The sequence below is a fragment of the Barnesiella sp. WM24 genome, from assembly GCF_004570975.1.
In the GTDB taxonomy this organism is placed as follows: domain Bacteria; phylum Bacteroidota; class Bacteroidia; order Bacteroidales; family Muribaculaceae; genus Muribaculum.
In genome coordinates, this window is sequence record NZ_SPPC01000012.1 from 15,000 (window position 1) to 36,660 (window position 21,661).

General features: G+C 49.3%; 19 protein-coding genes and 1 tRNA gene. 4 read left to right on the top strand and 16 right to left on the bottom strand.

The annotated features are described in order from the left end of the window. Positions 1-14: 14 nt before the first annotated feature. From rpsS to E4T81_RS12805, 12 genes are all read right to left on the bottom strand, one after another. Positions 15-284 (bottom strand): 30S ribosomal protein S19, encoded by a 270-nt coding sequence (gene rpsS, locus E4T81_RS12750; protein ID WP_135045174.1) that lies wholly within the window; start codon positions 282-284, stop codon positions 15-17. Positions 285-303: 19 nt separating this feature from the next. Further along, entirely contained in the window at positions 304-1,179 is an 876-nt protein-coding gene (gene rplB, locus E4T81_RS12755; protein ID WP_135045176.1) for a 50S ribosomal protein L2, read from the bottom strand. A gap of 6 nt (positions 1,180-1,185) precedes the next feature. Further along, positions 1,186-1,476, bottom strand: coding sequence for a 50S ribosomal protein L23 (gene rplW, locus E4T81_RS12760; protein ID WP_135045178.1), 291 nt, complete (start codon positions 1,474-1,476; stop codon positions 1,186-1,188). Between the two features lie 26 nt (positions 1,477-1,502). After that, positions 1,503-2,123, bottom strand: coding sequence for a 50S ribosomal protein L4 (rplD, locus tag E4T81_RS12765; protein WP_135045180.1), 621 nt, complete (start codon positions 2,121-2,123; stop codon positions 1,503-1,505). Then, a complete protein-coding gene (rplC, locus tag E4T81_RS12770; RefSeq protein ID WP_135045182.1) occupies positions 2,123-2,740 on the bottom strand; it encodes a 50S ribosomal protein L3 in 618 nt (205 codons plus the stop codon). The genes rplD and rplC overlap by 1 nt, the downstream gene beginning before the upstream one ends. Before the next feature lie 46 nt (positions 2,741-2,786). Further along, positions 2,787-3,092 (bottom strand): 30S ribosomal protein S10, encoded by a 306-nt coding sequence (gene rpsJ, locus E4T81_RS12775; protein ID WP_135045184.1) that lies wholly within the window; start codon positions 3,090-3,092, stop codon positions 2,787-2,789. A gap of 18 nt (positions 3,093-3,110) precedes the next feature. Then, a complete protein-coding gene (gene fusA, locus E4T81_RS12780) occupies positions 3,111-5,237 on the bottom strand; it encodes an elongation factor G (RefSeq protein ID WP_135045186.1) in 2,127 nt (708 codons plus the stop codon). Between the two features lie 32 nt (positions 5,238-5,269). Further along, entirely contained in the window at positions 5,270-5,746 is a 477-nt protein-coding gene (gene rpsG, locus E4T81_RS12785; protein WP_135045188.1) for a 30S ribosomal protein S7, read from the bottom strand. A 163-nt stretch (positions 5,747-5,909) separates the two neighbouring features. Further along, positions 5,910-6,314 (bottom strand): 30S ribosomal protein S12, encoded by a 405-nt coding sequence (gene rpsL, locus E4T81_RS12790; RefSeq protein ID WP_121699841.1) that lies wholly within the window; start codon positions 6,312-6,314, stop codon positions 5,910-5,912. Positions 6,315-6,666: 352 nt separating this feature from the next. Further along, positions 6,667-7,377: an energy-coupling factor ABC transporter ATP-binding protein gene (locus tag E4T81_RS12795; protein WP_135045190.1), complete on the bottom strand. Its 711-nt coding sequence runs from the start codon at positions 7,375-7,377 to the stop codon at positions 6,667-6,669. Then, entirely contained in the window at positions 7,374-8,174 is an 801-nt protein-coding gene (cbiQ, locus tag E4T81_RS12800; RefSeq protein ID WP_135045192.1) for a cobalt ECF transporter T component CbiQ, read from the bottom strand. The genes E4T81_RS12795 and cbiQ overlap by 4 nt, the downstream gene beginning before the upstream one ends. A 35-nt stretch (positions 8,175-8,209) precedes the next feature. Continuing rightward, on the bottom strand, positions 8,210-9,166 hold the full coding sequence (locus E4T81_RS12805; protein ID WP_209308196.1) for an energy-coupling factor ABC transporter permease: 957 nt from the start codon (positions 9,164-9,166) through the stop codon (positions 8,210-8,212). 394 nt (positions 9,167-9,560) lie between these two features. Here E4T81_RS12805 and E4T81_RS12810 point away from each other — a divergent pair, with 394 nt between their 5' ends. Then, positions 9,561-10,067 (top strand): RNA polymerase sigma factor, encoded by a 507-nt coding sequence (locus E4T81_RS12810; RefSeq protein WP_135045196.1) that lies wholly within the window; start codon positions 9,561-9,563, stop codon positions 10,065-10,067. 176 nt (positions 10,068-10,243) lie between these two features. Here the strand turns inward: E4T81_RS12810 and rnr are convergent, their stop codons facing one another. Then, the gene (rnr, locus tag E4T81_RS12815; RefSeq protein ID WP_135045198.1) at positions 10,244-12,517 is read right to left on the bottom strand and encodes a ribonuclease R; all 2,274 of its coding nucleotides are present in this window, start codon (positions 12,515-12,517) and stop codon (positions 10,244-10,246) included. Between the two features lie 54 nt (positions 12,518-12,571). Beyond that, positions 12,572-14,506, bottom strand: a complete 1,935-nt coding sequence (gene gyrB, locus E4T81_RS12820) for a DNA topoisomerase (ATP-hydrolyzing) subunit B (protein ID WP_135045200.1) — start codon at positions 14,504-14,506, stop codon at positions 12,572-12,574. 308 nt (positions 14,507-14,814) lie between these two features. Between gyrB and E4T81_RS12825 the strand changes: the two genes are divergently transcribed. Continuing rightward, positions 14,815-14,889, top strand: a tRNA-Pro gene (locus tag E4T81_RS12825). Positions 14,890-14,938: 49 nt separating this feature from the next. On the opposite strand, the gene E4T81_RS12830 is transcribed toward E4T81_RS12825, so the two are convergent. Continuing rightward, entirely contained in the window at positions 14,939-16,387 is a 1,449-nt protein-coding gene (locus tag E4T81_RS12830; protein ID WP_135045202.1) for a cell wall metabolism sensor histidine kinase WalK, read from the bottom strand. Between the two features lie 471 nt (positions 16,388-16,858). Here E4T81_RS12830 and fucP point away from each other — a divergent pair, with 471 nt between their 5' ends. Together fucP and E4T81_RS12845 are read left to right on the top strand one after the other, a co-directional pair. Continuing rightward, the gene (gene fucP / locus E4T81_RS12840; protein ID WP_209308197.1) at positions 16,859-18,160 is read left to right on the top strand and encodes an L-fucose:H+ symporter permease; all 1,302 of its coding nucleotides are present in this window, start codon (positions 16,859-16,861) and stop codon (positions 18,158-18,160) included. Next, positions 18,147-19,313, top strand: a complete 1,167-nt coding sequence (locus E4T81_RS12845; RefSeq protein ID WP_135045204.1) for an adenylyltransferase/cytidyltransferase family protein — start codon at positions 18,147-18,149, stop codon at positions 19,311-19,313. The genes fucP and E4T81_RS12845 overlap by 14 nt, the downstream gene beginning before the upstream one ends. Positions 19,314-19,393: 80 nt before the next feature. On the opposite strand, the gene E4T81_RS12850 is transcribed toward E4T81_RS12845, so the two are convergent. Beyond that, positions 19,394-21,619, bottom strand: a complete 2,226-nt coding sequence (locus tag E4T81_RS12850) for a leucine-rich repeat domain-containing protein (RefSeq protein ID WP_167761904.1) — start codon at positions 21,617-21,619, stop codon at positions 19,394-19,396. Positions 21,620-21,661: the final 42 nt, after the last annotated feature.

Sequence of the window (21,661 nt, forward strand, 5' to 3'; positions counted from 1 at the left end):
ATCAATGGCCCTTATTATTTTTTCTTATTACCGCCGTGTCCACGGAAATTACGGGTCGGTGCAAACTCGCCGAGCTTGTGTCCTACCATATTTTCTGTAACATATACGGGAATAAACTTATTACCATTGTGCACTGCAAAAGTGTGGCCGACGAAATCGGGAGATATCATGGAAGCACGGCTCCAGGTCTTGATGACCGACTTCTTGCCGCTTTCTTCCATAGCAGCCACCTTCTTCTCCAGCTTTACGCTGATATATGGGCCTTTTTTTAATGAACGACTCATAATTACTTAATTAATCAGATTACTTCTTTCTTCTTTCAATAATGTACTTTGAAGAATGCTTCTTCGGTGCACGTGTCTTAAGACCCTTTGAGTAAAGACCCTTGCGTGAACGAGGATGTCCTCCTGAGGCACGTCCTTCACCACCACCCATCGGGTGATCAACAGGGTTCATTACAACACCGCGGTTGCGGGGACGACGGCCAAGCCAGCGAGAACGTCCGGCTTTTCCTGAACGCTCAAGTGAATGCTCGCTGTTGCCGACAACTCCTACAGTCGCCTTGCATGCTGACAACACTTTGCGTGTTTCGCCCGAAGGTAATTTGATAATTGCGTAATCGCCTTCACGTGACACAAGCTGTGCGAATGTGCCGGCTGAGCGTGCCATGAAAGCACCTTGTCCGGGACGCAGCTCGATGTTGTGAATCACAGTACCGACAGGGATTGAGCTCAGGGGAAGGGCGTTTCCTACCTCGGGAGCTGCATCGGCACCGCTGACTACAGTCGTTCCGACCTCAAGGCCGTTGGGTGCAATTATGTAAGCTTTTTCTCCGTCTGCATAGTAAAGAAGCGCTACACGGGCTGAACGGTTGGGATCATACTCGATAGCCTTTACTACAGCGGGAACACCGTCTTTATTTCTCTTGAAGTCGATCAAACGGTAGGCACGCTTGTGACCGCCACCCATGTAACGGTTGGTCAGATGTCCTTCTGCGTTGCGGCCACCGGTAGATTTCTTACCGACCACAAGAGATTTCTCTGGTGCGTTTGCAGTAGTGGTGCGTACGATTGGCTTCTTGGTCTCCTTGTCGAAGCCTACCAATTCAGTGCGCTTGAACACACCAATAACTTTGTGTCTTTGCCCCGGTGTTGTGGGCTTGAATTTTCTTACTGCCATTTCTTATTATATATTGCTATAGAAGTCAATGGTTTCGCCATCAGCTACAGTGATGATGGCTTTCTTATAGTCCGATGTGCCGCCTTTGATGATGCCGCTACGGGTGTAACGTGACTTGTTCTTGCCACGAACGATCATAGTGTTCACCTTAACAACATGAACGCCGTAAAGCTTCTCAACAAGATCCTGAATCTGATACTTGTTAGCTTCGGGGGAAACACGGAAGGTGTAGCGATTCAGCTTTTCTGTAAGCATGGTCGCTTTTTCAGTGACGATAGGTGTTATTTCAAATTCCATTGTCGTAAAAATTTCCTCCTACGTTTTTAAATATTGTTAATTACATCAAGGCTACCCTCGGTCAAGATGATAGCTTTATTGTTGAGCAAAGTATAAGTGTTTACATCGCAAGCACTTATTACCTGAGCTCCGGGCACGTTTCGAGCCGACAAATATACGTTTTTATTTTGGTCTTTTAAAACCAAAAGCACCTTTTGTTCAGCTACTTTAAGATTTTTAGCAAAATTTACGAAATCTTTAGTTTTCGGAGCCTCGAAGTTGAAGTCTTCCACGACGATAATCTGATTGTCCTGAGCCTTATAAGTCAATGCAGAGCGACGTGCAAGAGCTTTTAGCTTCTTGTTAAGCTTGAAGCGATAGTCGCGGGGACGGGGACCGAATACACGACCTCCACCGACAAGCACGGGTGAGTTGATATCACCGATACGGCTACCGCCGCCACCCTTCTGCTTGTGCAACTTGCGGGTTGAACCCGACACTTCACTTCTTTCCTTTGACTTATGAGTACCCTGACGCTGGTTAGCGAGGTATTGCTTCACGTCGAGATAAACGGCCTGCTCGTTAGCTTCGATGGCAAACACTGCGTCGTTAAGCTGTGCCTTACGACCGGTGTCTTCTCCTTTGATGTTGTATATTGCGAGTTCCATTATTTCTCAATTAATACGATTGAACCTTTAGCTCCGGGAACAGAGCCTTTTATCAGCAATAGGTTGTGGTCAGCGATCACCTTCAGCACCTGAAGATTCTGCACGGTAACGCGCTCGTTACCCATTTGACCTGCCATGCGCATACCCTTGAACACCTTAGCGGGGTAAGAACAAGCACCGATTGAACCGGGCTTGCGGAGACGGTTGTGCTGACCGTGGGTAGCCTGACCTACTCCACCGAATCCGTGACGCTTTACAACGCCCTGGAATCCTTTACCCTTTGATGTGCCCACGATGTCGACGAAATCACTTTCAGTGAAGAAGTCTACATTGATGGTGTCACCAAGCTTGTACTCTCCGTCAAATCCTTTGAACTCGGCCAAGTGTCTCTTGGGAGTAACTCCGGCTTTCTTGAAGTGACCCTGTTCGGGACGGGTCGTGTGCTTCTCCTTCTTGTCTTCAAATCCAAGCTGGAGTGCATCGTAACCGTCAGTCTCAACGGTCTTCACCTGAGTAACTACACAAGGACCTACTTCGATAACAGTGCACGGTACATTCTTACCGTCGGCACTGAATACGGATGTCATTCCGATTTTCTTTCCTAATAATCCTGGCATTTCTCTTGATTGTTTAATAATGTTGATTTACTTTCTTTCTAAAATCTTACACTTTCACCTCTACCTGTACTCCGCTCGGAAGCTCAAGCTTCATGAGAGCGTCAACGGTCTTGGCGCTTGAGTTGTAAATGTCGATAAGGCGCTTGAATGATGACAGCTGGAACTGCTCGCGTGACTTCTTGTTGACAAAAGTCGAGCGGTTAACTGTGAAAATACGCTTGTGGGTGGGCAGAGGTATAGGTCCGCTTATCACCGCACCGGTAGCCTTTACAGTCTTTACAATCTTCTCTGCCGACTTGTCGAGCAGGTTGTGATCGTAAGATTTTAACTTGATTCTGATTTTTTGGCTCATATTCTTTTTGATAAACTGTTATTTCAATAAGTCAACGCGACCCTGACACTCGGTAAGCACATTCTTTGCGATTGAGCTGCTCACCTCTGCATAGTGAGAGAAGGTCATTGTGCTGGTTGCACGTCCTGAAGTAATCGTACGGAGAGCGGTTACATAACCGAACATCTCTGCAAGAGGAGCCTTAGCCTTTACTACACGTGCACCGCTGCGGCTTGTTTCCATGCCTTCTACCTGACCGCGACGCTTGTTCAAGTCACCGATCACGTCACCCATGCTCTCCTCGGGAGTAACGACCTCAATCTTCATGATAGGCTCGAGAAGCACGGGATGTGCCTTTTCTGAAGCCTTCTTGAACGCCTGGATAGCACAAAGCTCAAATGAAAGCTGGTCGGAGTCAACCGGGTGGAATGAACCGTCGATTACGGTAACCTTGAGGTGCTCTACGGGATAGCCGGCAAGCACACCGTTCTTCATCGCGGTCTGGAAGCCCTTCTGGATAGAGGGGATGAATTCCTTAGGAATGTTACCGCCCTTAACCTCGTCAACAAACTGGAGGTTGCCCTCGAAGCCTTCGTCAACGGGTTCAACGCGTACGATGATGTCGGCAAACTTACCGCGACCACCGGTCTGCTTCTTGAATACCTCGCGGAGTTCAACGGGCTCGGTGATTGCTTCCTTGTAAGTAACCTGAGGACGGCCCTGGTTACACTCTACTTTGAACTCACGACGAAGACGGTCGATAATAATGTCAAGGTGAAGCTCACCCATACCTGAGATGACAGTCTGACCGGTCTCCTCGTTAGTCTCAACACGGAAGGTGGGGTCCTCTTCAGCAAGTTTCTGAAGACCTACGCCAAGCTTGTCAAGGTCCTTCTGAGTCTTAGGCTCAACTGCGATACCAATCACGGGATCGGGGAATTCCATTGCCTCAAGCACGATGGGTGCATCTTCGGCACAGAGGGTGTCACCGGTACGGATATCCTTGAAACCTACACCTGCACCTATATCGCCACACTCGATTTCCTCTTTCGGGTTCTGCTTGTTAGAGTGCATCTGGAAAAGACGTGACACACGCTCCTTCTTGCCTGAACGGCTGTTGAGAACATATGAACCTGCCTCTACGTTACCTGAGTAAACGCGGAAGAAGCAAAGACGTCCTACATAGGGGTCAGTTGCAATCTTGAACGCAAGAGCACACATGGGTGCGTCGCTTGACGGCTCGCGGGTAAGGATCTCATCAGGATTGTCAACAGCGTGTCCTTCTACCGCACCGGCATCAGTCGGGCTGGGAAGATAAGCACATACGCTGTCAAGAAGACACTGAACACCCTTGTTCTTGAACGAGCTACCGCAGATCATCGGAACGACGTTCATGCTGAGAGTAGCCGAACGGAGAGCCTTGCGGATCTCATCCTCGGTGATTGTGCTGGGATCGTCAAAATATTTAGCCATGAGATCATCGTCATATTCTGCGATTTTCTCAAGCATCTTGTCGCGCCACTCTTCTGCTTCAGCAAGAAGGCTTGCGGGGATTTCCTCTACAGTGTAGTCGGCACCCATTGACTCGTCATGCCAGTAGATAGCCTTCATGATTACAAGGTCAACTACTCCCTTGAAAGTCTCCTCAGCACCGATAGGTATCTGGATGGGGCAAGGGTTAGCGCCAAGAATCTCCTTGAGCTGACGCACTACCTCGAAGAAGTTTGCGCCTGAACGGTCCATCTTGTTGACATAACCGATACGGGGTACATTGTACTTGTCAGCCTGACGCCATACAGTCTCTGACTGAGGCTCTACACCACCTACAGCGCAGAATGTTGCCACAGCGCCGTCAAGCACACGGAGTGAACGCTCTACCTCTACGGTAAAGTCAACGTGTCCCGGAGTGTCAATCAAGTTGATTTTGTACTTCTCGCCGGCATACTTCCAGAAAGTGGTGGTAGCGGCAGAGGTGATGGTGATACCACGCTCCTGCTCCTGCTCCATCCAGTCCATGGTAGCGGCGCCGTCGTGTACTTCACCGATTTTGTGGGTAAGACCGGTATAGAAAAGAATACGCTCTGATGTAGTTGTTTTACCTGCATCAATGTGCGCCATAATACCGATGTTACGGGTATATTTTAAGTTTGCGTCTTTAGTTGCCATTATCGGATGATAATTAATAGTGAATCATATTTTTAGAAACGGAAATGGGCGAATGCGCGGTTAGCCTCTGCCATCTTGTGCATATCTTCCTTACGCTTGAACGCACCGCCTTGCTCGTTATATGCGTCTACAATTTCAGCTGCAAGCTTGTCGGCCATGGTCTTGCCACCGCGCTTGCGTGCATAGATGATAAGATTCTTCATCGAGATAGACTCTTTGCGGTCGGGGCGGATCTCAGTAGGAACCTGGAATGTGGCACCACCCACACGACGTGATTTAACCTCTACCTGGGGAGTCACATTCTCAAGTGCCTTCTTCCAGATTTCGAGGGCGGTCTTCTCTTCGTTAGGCAATTTTGACTTCACAGTCTCAAGTGCGGTATAGAATATTGTGTAAGAAGTGTTCTTCTTTCCGTCATACATCAAGTGGTTCACGAACTTTGACACTCTTACGTCATGAAAAACGGGATCGGGCAATACAATCCGTTTTTTAGGCTTTGCTTTTCTCATTGTTTAATTAAGTTGTGTTTTTGGTTGCTTGGCTGCGTTTTATTCTTCAACTCGGCTCTCTTGCCTCGTTTACTCAACCTAAATTGCTGTCCAATAAATCAAAAACGAAGTTGTAATTAACTGGGTTTTGTTTTATCTCTGCTGCTCTTTGAGCGGGGGTTTATTACTTCTTACCCTTTGCTGCGGGGGCTGCTCCCGGTTTCGGACGCTTAGCTCCATACTTGGAACGACGCTGTGTGCGGTCCTTCACGCCACTGGTATCAAGTGTACCGCGTACGATGTGGTAGCGTACACCGGGGAGGTCCTTAACACGACCACCGCGAACAAGCACGATTGAGTGCTCCTGAAGGTTGTGACCTTCGCCGGGGATGTAAGAGTTAACCTCTTTTCCGTTGGTGAGACGAACACGAGCGACTTTACGCATTGCAGAGTTAGGCTTCTTGGGGGTAGTGGTGTAAACCCTCACACACACGCCACGACGCTGCGGACAGCTGTCAAGCGCAGGCGACTTACTCTTATCCTCAAGAGCTACACGTCCTTTTCTTACTAATTGCTGAATTGTAGGCATCTTAGTTGTTGTTTTTACTTAAATGTTTATTATCGTTGTTTCTATTCGTTTATCCTCAGCATAACGACACAAGCCACCTATCATCTTGAATTTCAAATCCATAGACAGGACAACTTGCGCTACACGCTCAAAATCTCCGCAAAGTTACTCACTAAATTGCTATTTTCCAAATATTTCAGTGTCAAATTCACGCTTTTTCATGATATTTATATCTCGCCATGATTTCGCCACACCTTTTCTGCCTTTTTAACAGATTTCAAAAGCTTTAATATATTTTAACTGCATCCGCTCCCCCCTCTACAACTTCTCGGACACACCTTACACACGAAAAAAACAATGACAGAACGTCCACCTAAACCAGACCGCCCCGCTCAAGCAAATTCCTGTCAGCAAAAATCTCATCAGTCCTGCCGTCGGCGACCACGCGCCCGCGCGACATCACGATTGTGCGCGGACACAGCTCCTTGACCATCTCCATATCATGCGTGGCAATAATGCATGTGTGCCTGAATCCTGCGACACGGTCAATCATCAGCCGGCGTGCATGGGGGTCGAGATTGCTTGACGGCTCGTCAAGCACAAGTACGTCAGGCTCCATCGCGAGCACTCCCGCTATAGCCACACTGCGTTTCTGACCGCCCGACAGCTCATACGTAGGGCGCGACCTGAGATCATATGCGCCTACCGCCTTCAAAGCCTCCCCGACACGACGCCTCACCTCTTCCTCAGGAAGCTTCATATTGAGCGGGCCGAATGCCACATCTTCCTCTACAGTAGGCATAAAAAGCTGGTCATCCGGATTTTGAAACACAAGCCCCACCGTGCGCCTTATTATCGGCAGCGTCTCTTTAGTAATCGGGACATCGCCTATCACCACACCGCCTTTTTGCGGCATAAGCAGCCCGTTGGCATGCAATATCACCGTCGACTTTCCGGCGCCGTTCGCACCGACAAGTCCCACCTTCTCCCCATGAGTGATGAGAAACGACACATCATCAAGCGCCTTGAATCCGTTAGGATAATCATACGACACATGGTCAAATTTCACATAGTGATGGCTCATATCCGCATATGGTTAAATATCAGGTTTACATCGAGCAGCCGGCACGCGGCAAAGAGCAGCACTCCCGCCGCCACAAACACAGTATCGGAGAGGCGCCAGCGCATGCTCCCCATCGACGGCAGCCCTCCGCTGAATCCGCGCGACAACATGGCGAGATGTATGCGCTGCGCCCTGTTCACGGTCCTTATCAGCAGCTGCCCCACAAAAGTCCCCCACATCTTTAGAGAATACCCTTTCCTGCCATAACTGCGCGACTTACGCGCGCGATCCATGTCAATCGCCTCCTCGACAAGCACATATATATATCTATATACAAGGAGCAGCTGCGTAGTAAAGACCGCCGGCATTTTCATCTTACCAAGCCCCCGGCACACACGGTAAAACCCGGTTGTCATTATAAGCACGAGCACCATCTGAACCGAAAGCAGCCCCCTCACCAGTATCGACACAAATTCAACCCACCCCCTGGATATAGCCACGCTGCCTACATACAGCTCCGGCTCTCGCTGAAAGAGAGGGTTGAATACCCCGATAAACGCTATAAACGGCAGCGTGTAAAGCGACTTCTTCAGAACCTCGCCATAGCTTATGCCTCCCATCGCACAGCCCACGATAGGAAACACCCAGAAGAGCAATATCCCCTGAAGAGCGTCAAGCCCGACCGACAGTACGGCAATAATGTAAAGGAACACGACGACGGTCTTTGCCCGAGCGTCAACCGAGTGCAACAGGCTTTTCCCCTGTGCAGCATGTTCAACCTCCTTGAACTCAGTCAATGCCTTCTCCAGAGCCGTCATGGCAATACCTAATTATATACTATTATATACAGAAGTTATGCTGCATGTTTTTTAGTAAACAACGCGCACACCACCCACACGAGCGCCACGACAATCGCACACCCGATTATACCCGACCATGTGCTTTCATAGTCAGGAAGGAGCGAAGTTGACTTCTGGACGGAAGCAATCGTATGGGCTACAGCAGCCCCGGTCGCCGGAAGGTCGGTAGCTCCGGTAATTTTGGAAATAGACCATTCGAGCCCGTCAGGATAGGAGGAGGCAATCCAGGCAAAAGCTACTCCGAGCACCACAGCAATGCCGAGAAACACCAGAGCCGCCTTCTTATAATTACCCGCGCCAAGCCCTTTCTCAATCCTGTATCCCGAGAGCAATGCGGGCTGATAGAGCCTGACAAAATAAAGCACGGCAGCCGTGGCAATGCCCTCCCCTATTCCTATAAAGAAATGTATTGATGTCATCAAGCCCAGGAATTCCTTGGCGGGAAGCGCCGTCACACCCGACAGTTCTGTTTCAGCCGTCACCAGGAGAGCCCCAAGCTCAAGCCCTACTATAGACGCAGCTATCGCACCGGCAACTATCCGCCACGCCTTCTGTCCGCCACCGGCTATCGGACGATAGACAAGCGGATAGGCAATCAGCGTCGAGCAGACTCCCATGTTGAGAAGATTACACCCGAGCGCCATCAACCCGCCGTCGGCAAATATCAGGCATTGCACCACCAGCACCGACGCAAGCGTAAGAAACGCCGCCCACGGACCGAGAAGAGCACCAAGCAGAATACCCCCCACGATATGTCCGCTCGAGCCAGTGCCGGGTATCGTAAAGTTTATCATCTGGGCGGCAAAGACAAAAGCGCCCATCACACCCATCAGAGGCACAAGATTTTCATTAGCGGACTTTTTTACTTTCCGAGCAGAAACCACGAGCAGCGTCACTGACACCGCGGCGGCGACTCCCGCCACTCCGGGCGAGACAAGAGCATCAGCCATGTGCATATAACCTGTATTTTTTCAGTTAAACGATATAGCTACTTAACACATTAGCCGGCAATTCAGTTTACGACCACCCCAAGCATGTCAGGTTCACTCATAAAAACACTCCATGTTACAACTTCCCAACACCCATTCTGTTAGAAGAAAAGCCAATGTCACACGATTCGCATTTATATGTAACAAGAATGTAATCAAAGTTTAAAAAATCTAAATGTTGATTATCAAATGTTTACATATTTACAAATGTTAAAAATAAAAAATTATCTAAATTTTTATTTGTATTATAAAATTAATGCGTACATTTGCATCGTAATCGTTTTGTAACACAATCGCAAAATGATTGCAACAACCAAAAAAACATAATAAAACCAACAAAAAACATTTATCGATTATGGGTACTTCTTCAAACTTCCAGACAAAGCTTATCGGACTGCAAAGCAACCTGCTTAACTTTGCCTACATGCTCACCTCAAACCGTGATGACGCCTACGACCTTTTGCAGGACACCACGCTTAAAGCACTCGATAATCAAGACAAATATGTCGACAATACTAACTTCAAGGGATGGGTATTTACCATAATGCGCAATATATTCATAAACAATTACCGCAAGATTTCCCGTGCAGCAACAGTTGTTGACCAGACAGAAGATCTCTACCACCTCAACCTACCGCAGGATTCAGGATTCGAGACTCCCGAAGGCTCAATCGCCGCTAAAGACATAACAGCAGCAATCAACTCATTCAGCGACGAGTATCGCATACCGTTCTCAATGCATGTTGCCGGTTACAAATACAACGAAATCGCGGAACACATGAACCTGCCGCTCGGCACAGTGAAGAGCCGAATATTCTTCGCCCGCCAGCGCCTCCAGGAAACACTAAAGGACTATCGCTAAAACTGATTTGTGATTCTTAATTGAAATACCCTATAAACGAGTCAGCGAAGGCGGTCAAAAATAAATCGACCGCCTTCACTGTTTTTCTCCGTTAAACCTACATACCGTAAAAAAAGACAATTAGCCCCTGACAGCAACTTGCCGTCAGGGGCTGACCACTTTAAATATCTTAGCTGTCAACGTCTGCCACGACGCGGCGGACGCGGCGACCTGCGTTGACGCGCAGGCTTTTTGCCCTTCTTGCCTGAAGTTGACAACGCCTCTTTCACCGAGACATCATTGCCGGCGACATCTTCCTTAGGGCGCCCCTTGTCGTCAATAAGTGCAAAGTCGACCATCTTACGCTCAACGTTGGCACGCGCTACCTGAACCCTAACGCGGTCACCGAGCGTATAGCGTGTCTTGTTTCGCCTGCCGACAAGGCAGTAGTTGCGCTCGTCGAAGTCATAATAATCATCGGCAAGGTCACGGACCGGCACAAGCCCTTCACACTTGTTCTCATCAAGCTCGACATAGAGCCCCCACTCCGTAACACCGGAGATAACGCCGTCATACATCTCTCCAAGCCTGTCGGCAAGATACTCACACTGCTTGTACTTTATCGATGCGCGCTCGGCGTTTGCCGCGAGCTGCTCCATGCTGCTTGAATGTTTACACTGCTCTTCAAGCTTCTCGACATTGACACTCCTGCCTCCTGCAAGATAACGCTCAAGTAGCCTGTGGACCATCATGTCAGGAAAACGTCGTATCGGCGACGTGAAATGAGTGTAATACTGGAATCCAAGCCCATAATGACCGATGTTGTCAGTCGAATAAATCGCCTTAGCCATCGAGCGTATAGCAAGCACCGACAGGAGATTCTCTTCTCCCTTTCCTTTGACATCGGCAAGCATCTTGTTAATGGAGCGGTTAATCTCCGCCGCCGAGCCCGAGGTTTTTATTTTATAACCGAAAGTACGGGCTATTGACGCGAGGTCGGCAAGCTTGGTGACATCAGGCTGGTCGTGTATACGATATACAAACGCCTTCGGCTTCTTCTTCCCGACAGGCACCCCTATCGTCGCGGCGACAGTACGGTTGGCAAGGAGCATGAACTCCTCTATAAGCTTATTGGAATCCTTAGACTCCTTGAAGTAAACCTTAACGGGATGTCCGGTCTCGTCGATTTCAAATCTCACCTCTTCCCTGTCAAAGTCCACAGAACCGTTTTCATAACGGCGCTTGCGGAGTATCTTTGCCAGACGGTCGAGCGTCAGGATTTCATCGGCATAGTCGCCCTTTCCGGTCTCAATGACCTCCTGCGCCTCCTCATAGGTAAACCGGCGGTCAGATTTAGTCACCGTCCGGCATATCTGCGACTTTATCACATGCGCCTCGTCATCCATTTCAAAGACGCAGGAAAATGTAAGCTTTTCCTCGTCGGGACGAAGCGAGCATATACCGTTGCTCAGATGCTCTGGAAGCATCGGAACCACCCTGTCCACAAGATAGACAGAAGTGGCGCGGCGCTGCGCCTCCTTGTCTATTATAGTGTCAGGGCGCACGTAGTGGGTCACGTCAGCGATATGCACGCCCGCCTCCCAGTTGCCGTTAGGCAACTTGCGGAGCGACAGCGCGTCGTCAAAGTCCTTGGCGTCACGCGGGTCAATGGTAAAAGTGGTGACATCGCGCATGTCGACGCGCTTAGCCACCTCCTCGGGTGTTATACCGGCACCAATCTTATCTGCCGCCGCCTCCACCGAAGCCGGATAGCGGTAGGGCAATCCGAACTCGGCAAGTATGGCATGCATCTCTGCATTGTTTTCGCCATTCTTTCCAAGCACGTCAACGACTTCTCCTGTAGGATTTTTTGCATCCTCGGGCCAGTCGGTGATGCTGACAATCGCCTTGTCGCCCGTTTTACCTCCGTGGAGCTTGTTTTTAGGAATGAATATGTCGGTGGCAAGAAATTTGGAATCGGTCGACAACGTTGCAAAATGCTTGTCGACAGTAAGAGTGCCTATAAACACCTGATCGTTGGGTTCAAGAATTTCAAGCACCTTACATTCAGGCTCGACACCCTTGCGGCGCGCGGCGACAAGCACCTTTACCTTGTCGCCGTTAAGCGCGTGCATCGAGTTGCGTTCCGCAACAAAAATGGACTCATCGTCACCGTCAAGGATAACACTGTTCTTACCGTTGCTACGACGGGTGAACACTCCCGTAGCCACCGAGCCTCGGCTCGGAGACTTATACTTGCCGGGCGAGACCTCTATAATCTCGCCGTCATACTCCAGCTCCGCAAGACGCATGGCGACAGCCTTCAACGCCTGCGGGTCGTCTACGCCTACACCGTGGGCAACCTGCTTATAATTAAATGTCTTGTTTCCCTGGCTGAGTATATACTCATCTATAGCCGGAAACAACTCTTTCTTGACTTGGCGTTTGCCTTTCTTTGACGGAGCTGCCATATACTGATATTTTGGTTATACGTTTCTAATTCTTTATGCAACATTAACGCGCAATCACGCGTCAATGTTGGCATAATTTGCATTCTCTTCAATAAAATCACGGCGCGGGGCGACATCCTCACCCATGAGCATCGAGAATATACGGTCGGCCTCAGCCGCATCATTGATATTCACCTGCTTCAAAAGGCGGTGTTCACGCGACATTGTAGTGTCCCTGAGCTCCTGTGCGCTCATCTCTCCAAGACCCTTGTAACGCATCACCTTCGTCTTGTCGCCATATTTCTCGATAAATGCCTGCACCTGACCGTCGGTCCAGCAATATTCTTCATTTTTGCCTCTCGTACACTTATACAACGGCGGAGTGGCAAGATACAAATAACCGTTTTCTATAATCGGACGCATGCGGCGGAAGAAGAATGTCATCAGCAGCGTGGCGATGTGGCTACCGTCGACATCGGCATCGGTCATGATGATAATCTTGTGATAAGCAAGTTTGTCAAGGTTTACCGCCTTGGAGTCTTCCTCTGTTCCGATAGTCACGCGCATCGCACGGAAAAGGCTGGTGATTTCCTGATTGTCAAAAATCTTGTGGTCCATAGCCTTCTCCACGTTCAATATCTTACCGCGGAGAGGCAATATAGCCTGATAAGTACGGTCACGACCCTGCTTTGCGGTTCCGCCTGCAGAGTCTCCCTCGACGATAAACAGCTCGCAGTCCTCGGCAGTGCGCGACGAGCAGTCGGCAAGCTTTCCGGGAAGTCCGCCGCCGCTGAGCGGGGATTTACGCTGCACGTTTTTACGGGCATTATAAGCGGCATGACGCGCTGTGGCGGCAAGTATCACCTTGTCGACAATCAGCTTTGCCTGACGCGGATGCTCTTCAAGATAAGTGCGCAGGGCGTCGCTGACGGCAGTCTGCACGGCTCCGATCACCTCGCTGTTGCCCAGCTTGGTCTTTGTCTGACCCTCAAACTGCGGCTCCATAACCTTCACCGACACAACGGCGGTAAGACCCTCGCGGAAGTCATCGCTTGCGATTTCCACGCCCTTGAGCTTGTCAAGCATCTTGCTGTCCTCGGCATATTTTTTCAGCGTCGAGGTGAGTCCGCGACGGAAGCCGGTAAGATGAGTACCACCCTCTATGGTGTTGATATTGTTTACAAACGAATATACGTTTTCGTTATAAGTCGTGTTATAGGTCAGAGCGACCTCGACGGGAATTCCCTGACGCTCGGTGGTGAGATGTATCACGTCGTTGATCAGCGACTCCTTGCTTGAATCGATATACTGGACAAAATCCTCAAGTCCGGTCTCGCTGTAAAAAGTCTCGCTCTTATACTCGCCTGCCTCGTCCTTTACCCTCTTGTCGGTAAGACGCAGGGTGATTCCGGCGTTAAGGAAGGCGAGGTCACGGAGTCGGTTGGCAAGCGTGTTATAGTCATATACGGTGACAGTAAATATAGTGTCATCAGGCTTGAATGTGATGCTTGTGCCCGAATGTGAGCTTTCGCCTATCACCTGTAGCTCCGTTGTAGGCTTTCCGCAAGAGTATTCCTGCATGTAAGCTTTGCCGTTACGGTGTACTTCGGCGCGGAGATATGTCGACAACGCGTTCACACAGCTTACACCGACACCATGAAGACCGCCCGACACCTTATATGAGCCTTTGTCAAATTTACCTCCGGCATGAAGCACGGTAAGCACGACCTCAAGAGCGCTCTTGTGCTCCTTTTCATGCATGTCTACCGGAATACCGCGACCGTTGTCCACGACCGTAATCGAATTGTCTTCATTGATGGTGACATCTATATCGGTAGCATATCCGGCAAGCGCCTCGTCTATAGAATTGTCCACCACCTCATATACAAGATGATGCAGACCCTTCACACTGATGTCGCCTATATACATCGCAGGACGCTTGCGCACAGCCTCAAGTCCCTCAAGGACCTGAATATTACTGGCGCTGTATTCTTCTTTCTGTTCTGACATAATTATAAATTGTACTTTTTCTTTCTTCTTGTTTCTCAGCACTCAGCCACAGGTGCTATTTGCCTCGACCGCTTGCTGACACCGCCTTTTAGGGCAAACAAAATTACTAATTTTTTGCGTCATATACAAATAATTAAGACTGTCGTTTTCTCCTTTGTCCACTCTCCCGAAAATAGGCGCGTGACAACTGAACGATTACCGGAAAACACCGCCCCATTTTGTTAATATTTGTAAAATATGTCGTATTTTTACCGATATGCTTGCAAGTGTCAAAAATTACACCTACCTTTGCAACGCATTTCCAAAATCGGGGTGTAGCTCAGCCAGGTTAGAGTACGCGTCTGGGGGGCGTGTGGTCGGAAGTTCGAATCTTCTCACCCCGACAAAATTGCAACAAAAAAGGGTTTAACTCAACGAGTTAGACCCTTTTACTTATTTAAGAGCCTCCGAGTCATTGCGCCGGGGCAGCGTGAATACATAATTCAGTCCACCTGTGGCAAGATTCTCAACACTGATTTCACCGCCCATCGCCTTGATAATCCTGTGGACGAGCGTCAGTCCCAGTCCGGAACCGCCATTTTTACGTGACCTGCCGCTGTCGACCCTGTAAAACAGGTCAAACAACCGTTCGAGATGTTGCTCGTCGACACCCTTACCGTCATCAGCAAAAGAAAACATATGGCTGCCATCCTCCTCCCCAAGCCACTTCAATGTAATTTTTGTTCCTCCCGAATGTTTCGCCGAGTTATGGACAAGATGCAACAGCGCATTGGCGAGAAGGGATTCATTGCCAATGATGACACACCCCTCAGGCACATCATACTCAAATTTCATTTTGCCGGCAATATGCCCCTGCTCTATATCCTCGGCAAGACGCGCGGCAAGATGCCTGAAGTCAACCGGCTCGACACTGCCTACCCTGCCGTTGTCCTGCAGACGCATCACTGTGCCTATATCCCCGACAAGACCTACAAGCCTGTCGGCATTCTGCTGCACTCTCACAAGAAACCGATGCCTCACCTCATCAGGCATTTCAGGGTCATTCAGAATTGTGTCAATGTATCCTTTGATAATCCCTACCGGCGTATTTAGCTCATGGCTGACACTGACCCCGACCTGACGCTCGTGAAGCATCTTTTCCTGCTCGGCATGTATCTTGTCACGGTACAACGCGAGAAGGTTTCGCGACACATCGCCAAGCTCGTCCTGTGAAAACTGCCAATCATCGAGATTATCGGGCATACGGTCGCCGGCTATCGCCTGGGCAAAATCCTTCAGAGCATATACATTACGGCTTATGGCATGTGCGCCGAAATAAGCGATTGCCGACGACACGACACCGAGCACAATAACCACAATCCACACCATAGGGTCCATGCTGAGAAAATCCAGCACCTCCCCTTCATAGGGAAGCGCCGTAAACGAATGTATCCGCCCGTCGTCGCTCATCTTCGAGCTGATCATGCTCATCTTGTTGTTATATGCCATATCACGCACCGTAGCATTACCGCTGCTGTCCCACAATTTCGCCAGGTCAGGGTTAAGTCCTCCCGTGCTGTCACGCAACAGTATTGTTGCCGCAGGATTGTCGGCTATCATATCCCCCTTCTCGTCATATACGGTTATCCTCAGCGGGTCAAGTGTGGTGTTCACCGTGAAAAGCATTATGAAATCCACCGTTTTCTGCATGTCGACACCGCGCTCATAGGCGTCTATGATCGTATTATTCACGTTAATCAACCTGTTTTCAAGGTTTTCTTTCAGCCTCTGCCTCTCGTGCATGACAAAATAAGTGATTGTTATGCCGATTATAAGCCACAACATCCCCACCAACGGAAAGAATATCCGCCAATGAAGCCTCATGATATGTCCCGAAGCCATTCCTCTCAATTTATATTCACGCAAAAAATTATTTATTCCATTTACACATCAACGTTTTATCCCGCCCCATCGTTCACCTGACAACGGCCGCCACTGCAAAATATTCATCAATAACATAAATTATACTCAATTTTGATGCGCATAGCCCAGAAAATCACACACCCGCTTGCACACATCAAAAAAACTCCTTAACTTTGCACTGCTTTAGGGCTTGGACCCTGGGCAATGAGGATTGTCTTATGGTGTAATGGTAGCACTGCAGTTTTTGGTTCTGCCTGTCTAGGTTCGAATCCTGGTAAGACAACACCGGCAAAGGAGTCAGGTATTTAATACTTGGCTCCTTAACTTTTATATCAACGGCTACAATACCTGCACCACCTTAACCGGCAAGAGGCTTGCCTCGGCATAATCCGGAACTAAACAAAAAATTGCATATTGCCGGTTTTGCCATATATATTCTATTTTTTAACTTTGAAACGATTAACCAAACGACACAATACCTTGACTACCGATTCCGGACTCGATAATAATAAGAAACGGCTTACAGCCCTGATTCTCGTTTCGCTTTTATTCCTGCTGTGGGGCGTGGCAAACAACATGAACGACACCTTGCTTGCCGCCTTCAAGCGCATAATGTCAATGAGCGACTTGCAGACATCGCTCGTGCAATTTTCCTTCTATGGCGCATATTTCTGTTTTGCGCTGCCGGCAGCGATATTCATAAGCCGTCACACCTACAAGGCAGGGATACTTCTCGGACTTGCATTTTATGCCGCCGGATGCATGTTGTTTTATCCGGCAGCCGCTACGGCGTCATATGGATTTTTCCTGTTTGCCATATATGTAATGGCAGGAGGATGTGCCATACTTGAAACAACAGCCAACCCCTACATTCTTTCCATGGGACCCGCAGCAACTGCAACGCGTCGCCTCAACATCGCGCAGACACTTAATCCGCTTGGCGCCATATGCGGCATACTCGCAAGCAGGCATTTCATACTGTCGGAACTTAATGCCGCCGATGCAGCAGAGCGCGGAAACATGGACACTCAGGCACTCGCCGCCATACAGAGCCATGAGCTATTTTCGATTTCCCGCACATATATGCTGATAGGAGGATTGCTGCTCGCCCTCTTTATCGTGATTGCCTTGACCCGTATGCCGGTCGACAAGGGGAGTGCCCACTCCGGGATAGCAGGCTCATTCAGGCGTCTCGCCCATAACAAGCGCTGGAGCTACGGGGTAATCGCCCAGTTCTTCTATGTCGGGGCACAGACCGGAGTCTGGTCGTTTACCATACGCCTTGTAATGTCAGAACTCGGAATGAATGAAAGCGACTCCTCTCTCATATTTCTATACTCGATAATCGCCTTCACCGGATTCCGATTTATTTTCACATGGCTGATGGGCTACGTCAGCCCTGCAATACTCCTTGCCGTGTCATCAATCACGGCGATCATATGCACTGCATGTGTAATACTCTGCGACGGCACTGCCGCGATTATCGCCCTCGTCGCGATATCAGGGTGCATGTCCCTGATGTTCCCTACCATCTACGGCATAGCCCTTGACGGCATAAGCGGCGACGACGCAAAGATTGCGGCTTCAGGGTTAATCATGGCGATACTCGGCGGTGCGCTTATCACTCCCGTCCAGGCAGCCGTGTCTGACGCAGCCGGCATATCCCTGTCATTTATCGTGCCTCTCGCATGCTTCATAATCATAACTATCTATATAACCGGAATAATCAGAAAAAATAATGCGACAAGATAAAAAGAAAGTATTCGTCTCAGGCTGCTACGACATGCTCCACTCGGGACATGTGGCATTTTTCAAGCAGGCGGCAGCTTATGGCGACCTCTATGTCGGCATAGGCTCCGATGCCACAATCGAGCAGCTCAAACATCGCAAGACCGTATATTCGGAGCGCGAGCGTCTATATATGGTCAAGGCTATCCGTTACGTCACTGACGCCTTTATCAACCCGGGCTCGGGAATGATGGATTTTATCGATACCGTCGATAAGGTGAAGCCCGACATATTTGTCGTAAACTCCGATGGCGGAAGCGATGTAAAACGTGAGTTCTGCCGAAAACGCGGGATTGAATATGTAGTGCTTGAACGCGAACCTGACGCCGGACTGCAGGCACGCTCCACCACATCGCTGCGACAGGGAGTCGCCTCTCACCTCCCCTACCGAATTGACATCGCCGGCACCTGGATCGACCAGCCATATGTATCGCAATATGGCAACGGATGGGCAATTACCGCCTCTATCGAACCGACTGTCGAGTTTATGGAACGTGGCGGCATGTCTACTTCTACCCGCAATGCAGCAAAAAAGATATGGCCTTATGAATTGCCCAACTATAACGAGGAGATGCTCGCCAAGCTGCTTTTCTGCATTGAAAATGACCCGGAAAACGAGGGTCACATTTCAGGCGCACAAGATGCTATCGGAATCTGCATGTCGGGAGTCACGCGCCATTATTACGACGGTCACTACTGGCCGTCGCGCATAGAGTCATGCCACGACGAGGCTGTGTTGTCATGGCTTGAGAGCCATGTTTGCATCGTGCCTATGTTTCCCCGCCGTCCGGGATGCTCCGTGATAGAGGGCAAAGATGTGACACCTGAAAAAGTGAACGCACTCACCTCGGCAGCCGACCGGTGTTGGGAAGCCATGCTTGCCCGCGACCTGAATGATTTCGCTGCCGCTTTTGCCGATTCGTTTGACGCGCAGGTGGCAATGTTTCCGGCGATGATGCAGCCGGGAGTGCAGGAACACATAGACCGTTGGCGAGACAAAGCGCTTGCATGGAAAATGCTTGGAGCCGGCGGAGGCGGCCACCTCGCCCTCGTAATGGAGCATATACCGGAAGAAGGTGTGATTCCGATAAAAATACGCCGGAAAGACTCATTCTGAGCCTGCACCGCGCTATCAAAAAACAGATACACAAAACGGCTGCGTCAGAGATAGGCGCAGCCGTTTCATTATGGTCTGTGTCATAACACAATCTTGCGTGTCGCTTCACCTTGCTTTATTATATAGAATCCGCCGGTAAGAGAATTTGTATCAAACGATTCGCTCTTACCTGTATAGACCTTCCGTCCTGCCGAATCATAGACTTCAATATTTCCATCTGCAGCGTTTTCAACTACTGACTTTATGCCTACGGTCGAAAAATCGTCAGTCTCGATATAGTTTTCAAACTGATTCCACACAGCCGCCTTCTGATACGCCTCTAAAGAGCCCGAAGGGATGTAAACCGGCACATCAAAAGGCATCATTGACGGCCTAGCCCAGCTTCCGGTAATCGGAGGCTCAGGCGAACATGACTTGATATATCTCAGCTTCCCAGTCGGTGCAAAACTATCCGACCCGATTTTGTTTATCGATGCAGGCAAAGTCAAAGTCTCAAATCGGGTGGCATAAAAAGCACTGGAACCTATTTCTTCAATCCCGTCGGGAAGATTGATTTCCTTTAGGCCGGTATATATAAACACTCCATACCCCACTGCTTTCAGCCCTGCCGGAAATGTCGCAGACTCAAGATTACGGCAATGAGAAAACATATTGTCAGGAATCACGGTCATCCACTCCGGGATGGTGACCTGCTTCAGCTCATCACAAAATGCAAACACATGGGTCCCAAAAGCTACAGCCGAAGACGGAAAGACGATTTCAGTCAGGAGCCTATTGCCGGAAAAGGCGTTGTTTCCTATGCTGACTATGCCGTCGCCAATCTCTATTCTCTTCAACTGAGTTGACTCAAAGGCATTTTCACCAATTTCCAACAGCGAAGCCGGGAAGTCGACATTATCCAATCTCGTAGCGTAGAATGCCCGCTCTCCGATTTTGACAAGTGACTCCGACATACCTATAGTTTCAAGCCGGCTCTTGCCGAACGCCCATGCACCGACCGATGTCACTGACGCCGGCAGATCAACGTGACTTATCCCGGTTTCGGCAAATCCATATCTGCCTATCGATTCCAGTTCCTCAGGGAGTATAACTTCCGTCAAGCCGGGACATCCGGAGAAGCAGGCATCGGGTATCTCAATAACACCGTCGGCTATTACAATCCGTCCGACCTTAAAATTCGCACATCCTGCGAAACATGCTTTTCCAAGCGACGGCAACGGTTCCGGCAAATTAATTTGCTCGATACTGTGGTTGCCATAGAACGCCGAGTCGCCTATTTCAACAATATCGCCGGGCAAAATCAAGCGCCTTACGTCGGCTCGCTCATATTGAATGTCGCTTCTTTTTGCAAATGCCTTTGCAGGGATTACGCCATTTTCAATCTTTGCATCTTTAAGGTCAATGACCCTTATTGTCCCGCGACGATATGCCTCGGTCCACAACGAGTGAATATCCGCTTCGTTAACCGGACCCTTGACTACAAGTGAATCTATGGCATAGTCAACTTGCGGGAGCATCGCTCCAAGCTGACCCGCAGCCACAGTAACAACCTCACAGGGATAAGCCTGCTCGATTTCAAGAGGGAAATCATCTGTCTCTATATAATTCGTAAGCACATTCCATCCCGCTGCCTCACGATAGCTTGCATCAGCTCCATAGGGTATATAAGCCGGTATGTCGAGGGATGTAGTTCCGTGAAACAAATCCAAGTCTACATCGACAGTATTGACAATCCTGTTGACAACTCGGGGAGCGACAGAGGGCATAAGATATATCTTCTTTAAATTGTTTTCGGCAAACGCCCCGTCACCTACCTGTGTCACCGAGGGAGGAACAATAATCGAGTCGAGAGCGCAGCCAAGAAACGCATATTCATATATCGCCCACAATCCGGGGTTAAGACTGACTGACCGTAATGACCCGCACCCCTCAAAAGCACGACATTCGATCACTCTTAGCTCAGACTTTATCTCAACGGTAGCAAGACCGGAACATCCTTTAAATGCATTCCACCCTATAACCCTAAGATTTCCCGGCAATATAACCTTTTTCAATCCGCTTGCCGACTGGAAAGCCTCCGGTGGAATCTCTTCACTCTCGGGACTCGCATGTTCAAGATTCAGGATTGAAATCCTGCCTTCGGTCACGCCACGGAACATTGTCAGAAAGTCAGAGTCATCAATCGGTCCGCTTACAGAAAGAGAGTCAATTTCAAACAATCGGTCACCGACCTCGCTCTCAAGCTGACCGGCACCGGTGACTACAGCACCGTAACCTGCATTTCCGGCATTAACACTTAATACCATAAAAAGTGCGCACCCGACAGCTAATAAATTTCTAATTACACT

What these genes read in the sequence shown, in the direction of transcription:
- cbiQ (WP_135045192.1), bottom strand. Translation starts at nt 8,174, where the DNA reads ATGACGGCTCTGGAGAAGGCATTGACTGAGTTCAAGGAGGTTGAACAT.
- rpsL (WP_121699841.1), bottom strand. Translation starts at nt 6,314, where the DNA reads ATGCCTACAATTCAGCAATTAGTAAGAAAAGGACGTGTAGCTCTTGAG.
- E4T81_RS12845 (WP_135045204.1), top strand. Translation starts at nt 18,147, where the DNA reads ATGCGACAAGATAAAAAGAAAGTATTCGTCTCAGGCTGCTACGACATG.
- rnr (WP_135045198.1), bottom strand. Translation starts at nt 12,517, where the DNA reads ATGGCAGCTCCGTCAAAGAAAGGCAAACGCCAAGTCAAGAAAGAGTTG.
- rpsS (WP_135045174.1), bottom strand. Translation starts at nt 284, where the DNA reads ATGAGTCGTTCATTAAAAAAAGGCCCATATATCAGCGTAAAGCTGGAG.
- E4T81_RS12810 (WP_135045196.1), top strand. Translation starts at nt 9,561, where the DNA reads ATGGGTACTTCTTCAAACTTCCAGACAAAGCTTATCGGACTGCAAAGC.
- E4T81_RS12830 (WP_135045202.1), bottom strand. Translation starts at nt 16,387, where the DNA reads ATGGCTTCGGGACATATCATGAGGCTTCATTGGCGGATATTCTTTCCG.
- E4T81_RS12805 (WP_209308196.1), bottom strand. Translation starts at nt 9,166, where the DNA reads ATGGCTGATGCTCTTGTCTCGCCCGGAGTGGCGGGAGTCGCCGCCGCG.
- fusA (WP_135045186.1), bottom strand. Translation starts at nt 5,237, where the DNA reads ATGGCAACTAAAGACGCAAACTTAAAATATACCCGTAACATCGGTATT.
- gyrB (WP_135045200.1), bottom strand. Translation starts at nt 14,506, where the DNA reads ATGTCAGAACAGAAAGAAGAATACAGCGCCAGTAATATTCAGGTCCTT.
- E4T81_RS12795 (WP_135045190.1), bottom strand. Translation starts at nt 7,377, where the DNA reads ATGAGCCATCACTATGTGAAATTTGACCATGTGTCGTATGATTATCCT.
- rplW (WP_135045178.1), bottom strand. Translation starts at nt 1,476, where the DNA reads ATGGAATTTGAAATAACACCTATCGTCACTGAAAAAGCGACCATGCTT.
- rpsG (WP_135045188.1), bottom strand. Translation starts at nt 5,746, where the DNA reads ATGAGAAAAGCAAAGCCTAAAAAACGGATTGTATTGCCCGATCCCGTT.
- rplD (WP_135045180.1), bottom strand. Translation starts at nt 2,123, where the DNA reads ATGGAACTCGCAATATACAACATCAAAGGAGAAGACACCGGTCGTAAG.
- rplC (WP_135045182.1), bottom strand. Translation starts at nt 2,740, where the DNA reads ATGCCAGGATTATTAGGAAAGAAAATCGGAATGACATCCGTATTCAGT.
- rplB (WP_135045176.1), bottom strand. Translation starts at nt 1,179, where the DNA reads ATGGCAGTAAGAAAATTCAAGCCCACAACACCGGGGCAAAGACACAAA.
- rpsJ (WP_135045184.1), bottom strand. Translation starts at nt 3,092, where the DNA reads ATGAGCCAAAAAATCAGAATCAAGTTAAAATCTTACGATCACAACCTG.
- E4T81_RS12850 (WP_167761904.1), bottom strand. Translation starts at nt 21,619, where the DNA reads ATGGTATTAAGTGTTAATGCCGGAAATGCAGGTTACGGTGCTGTAGTC.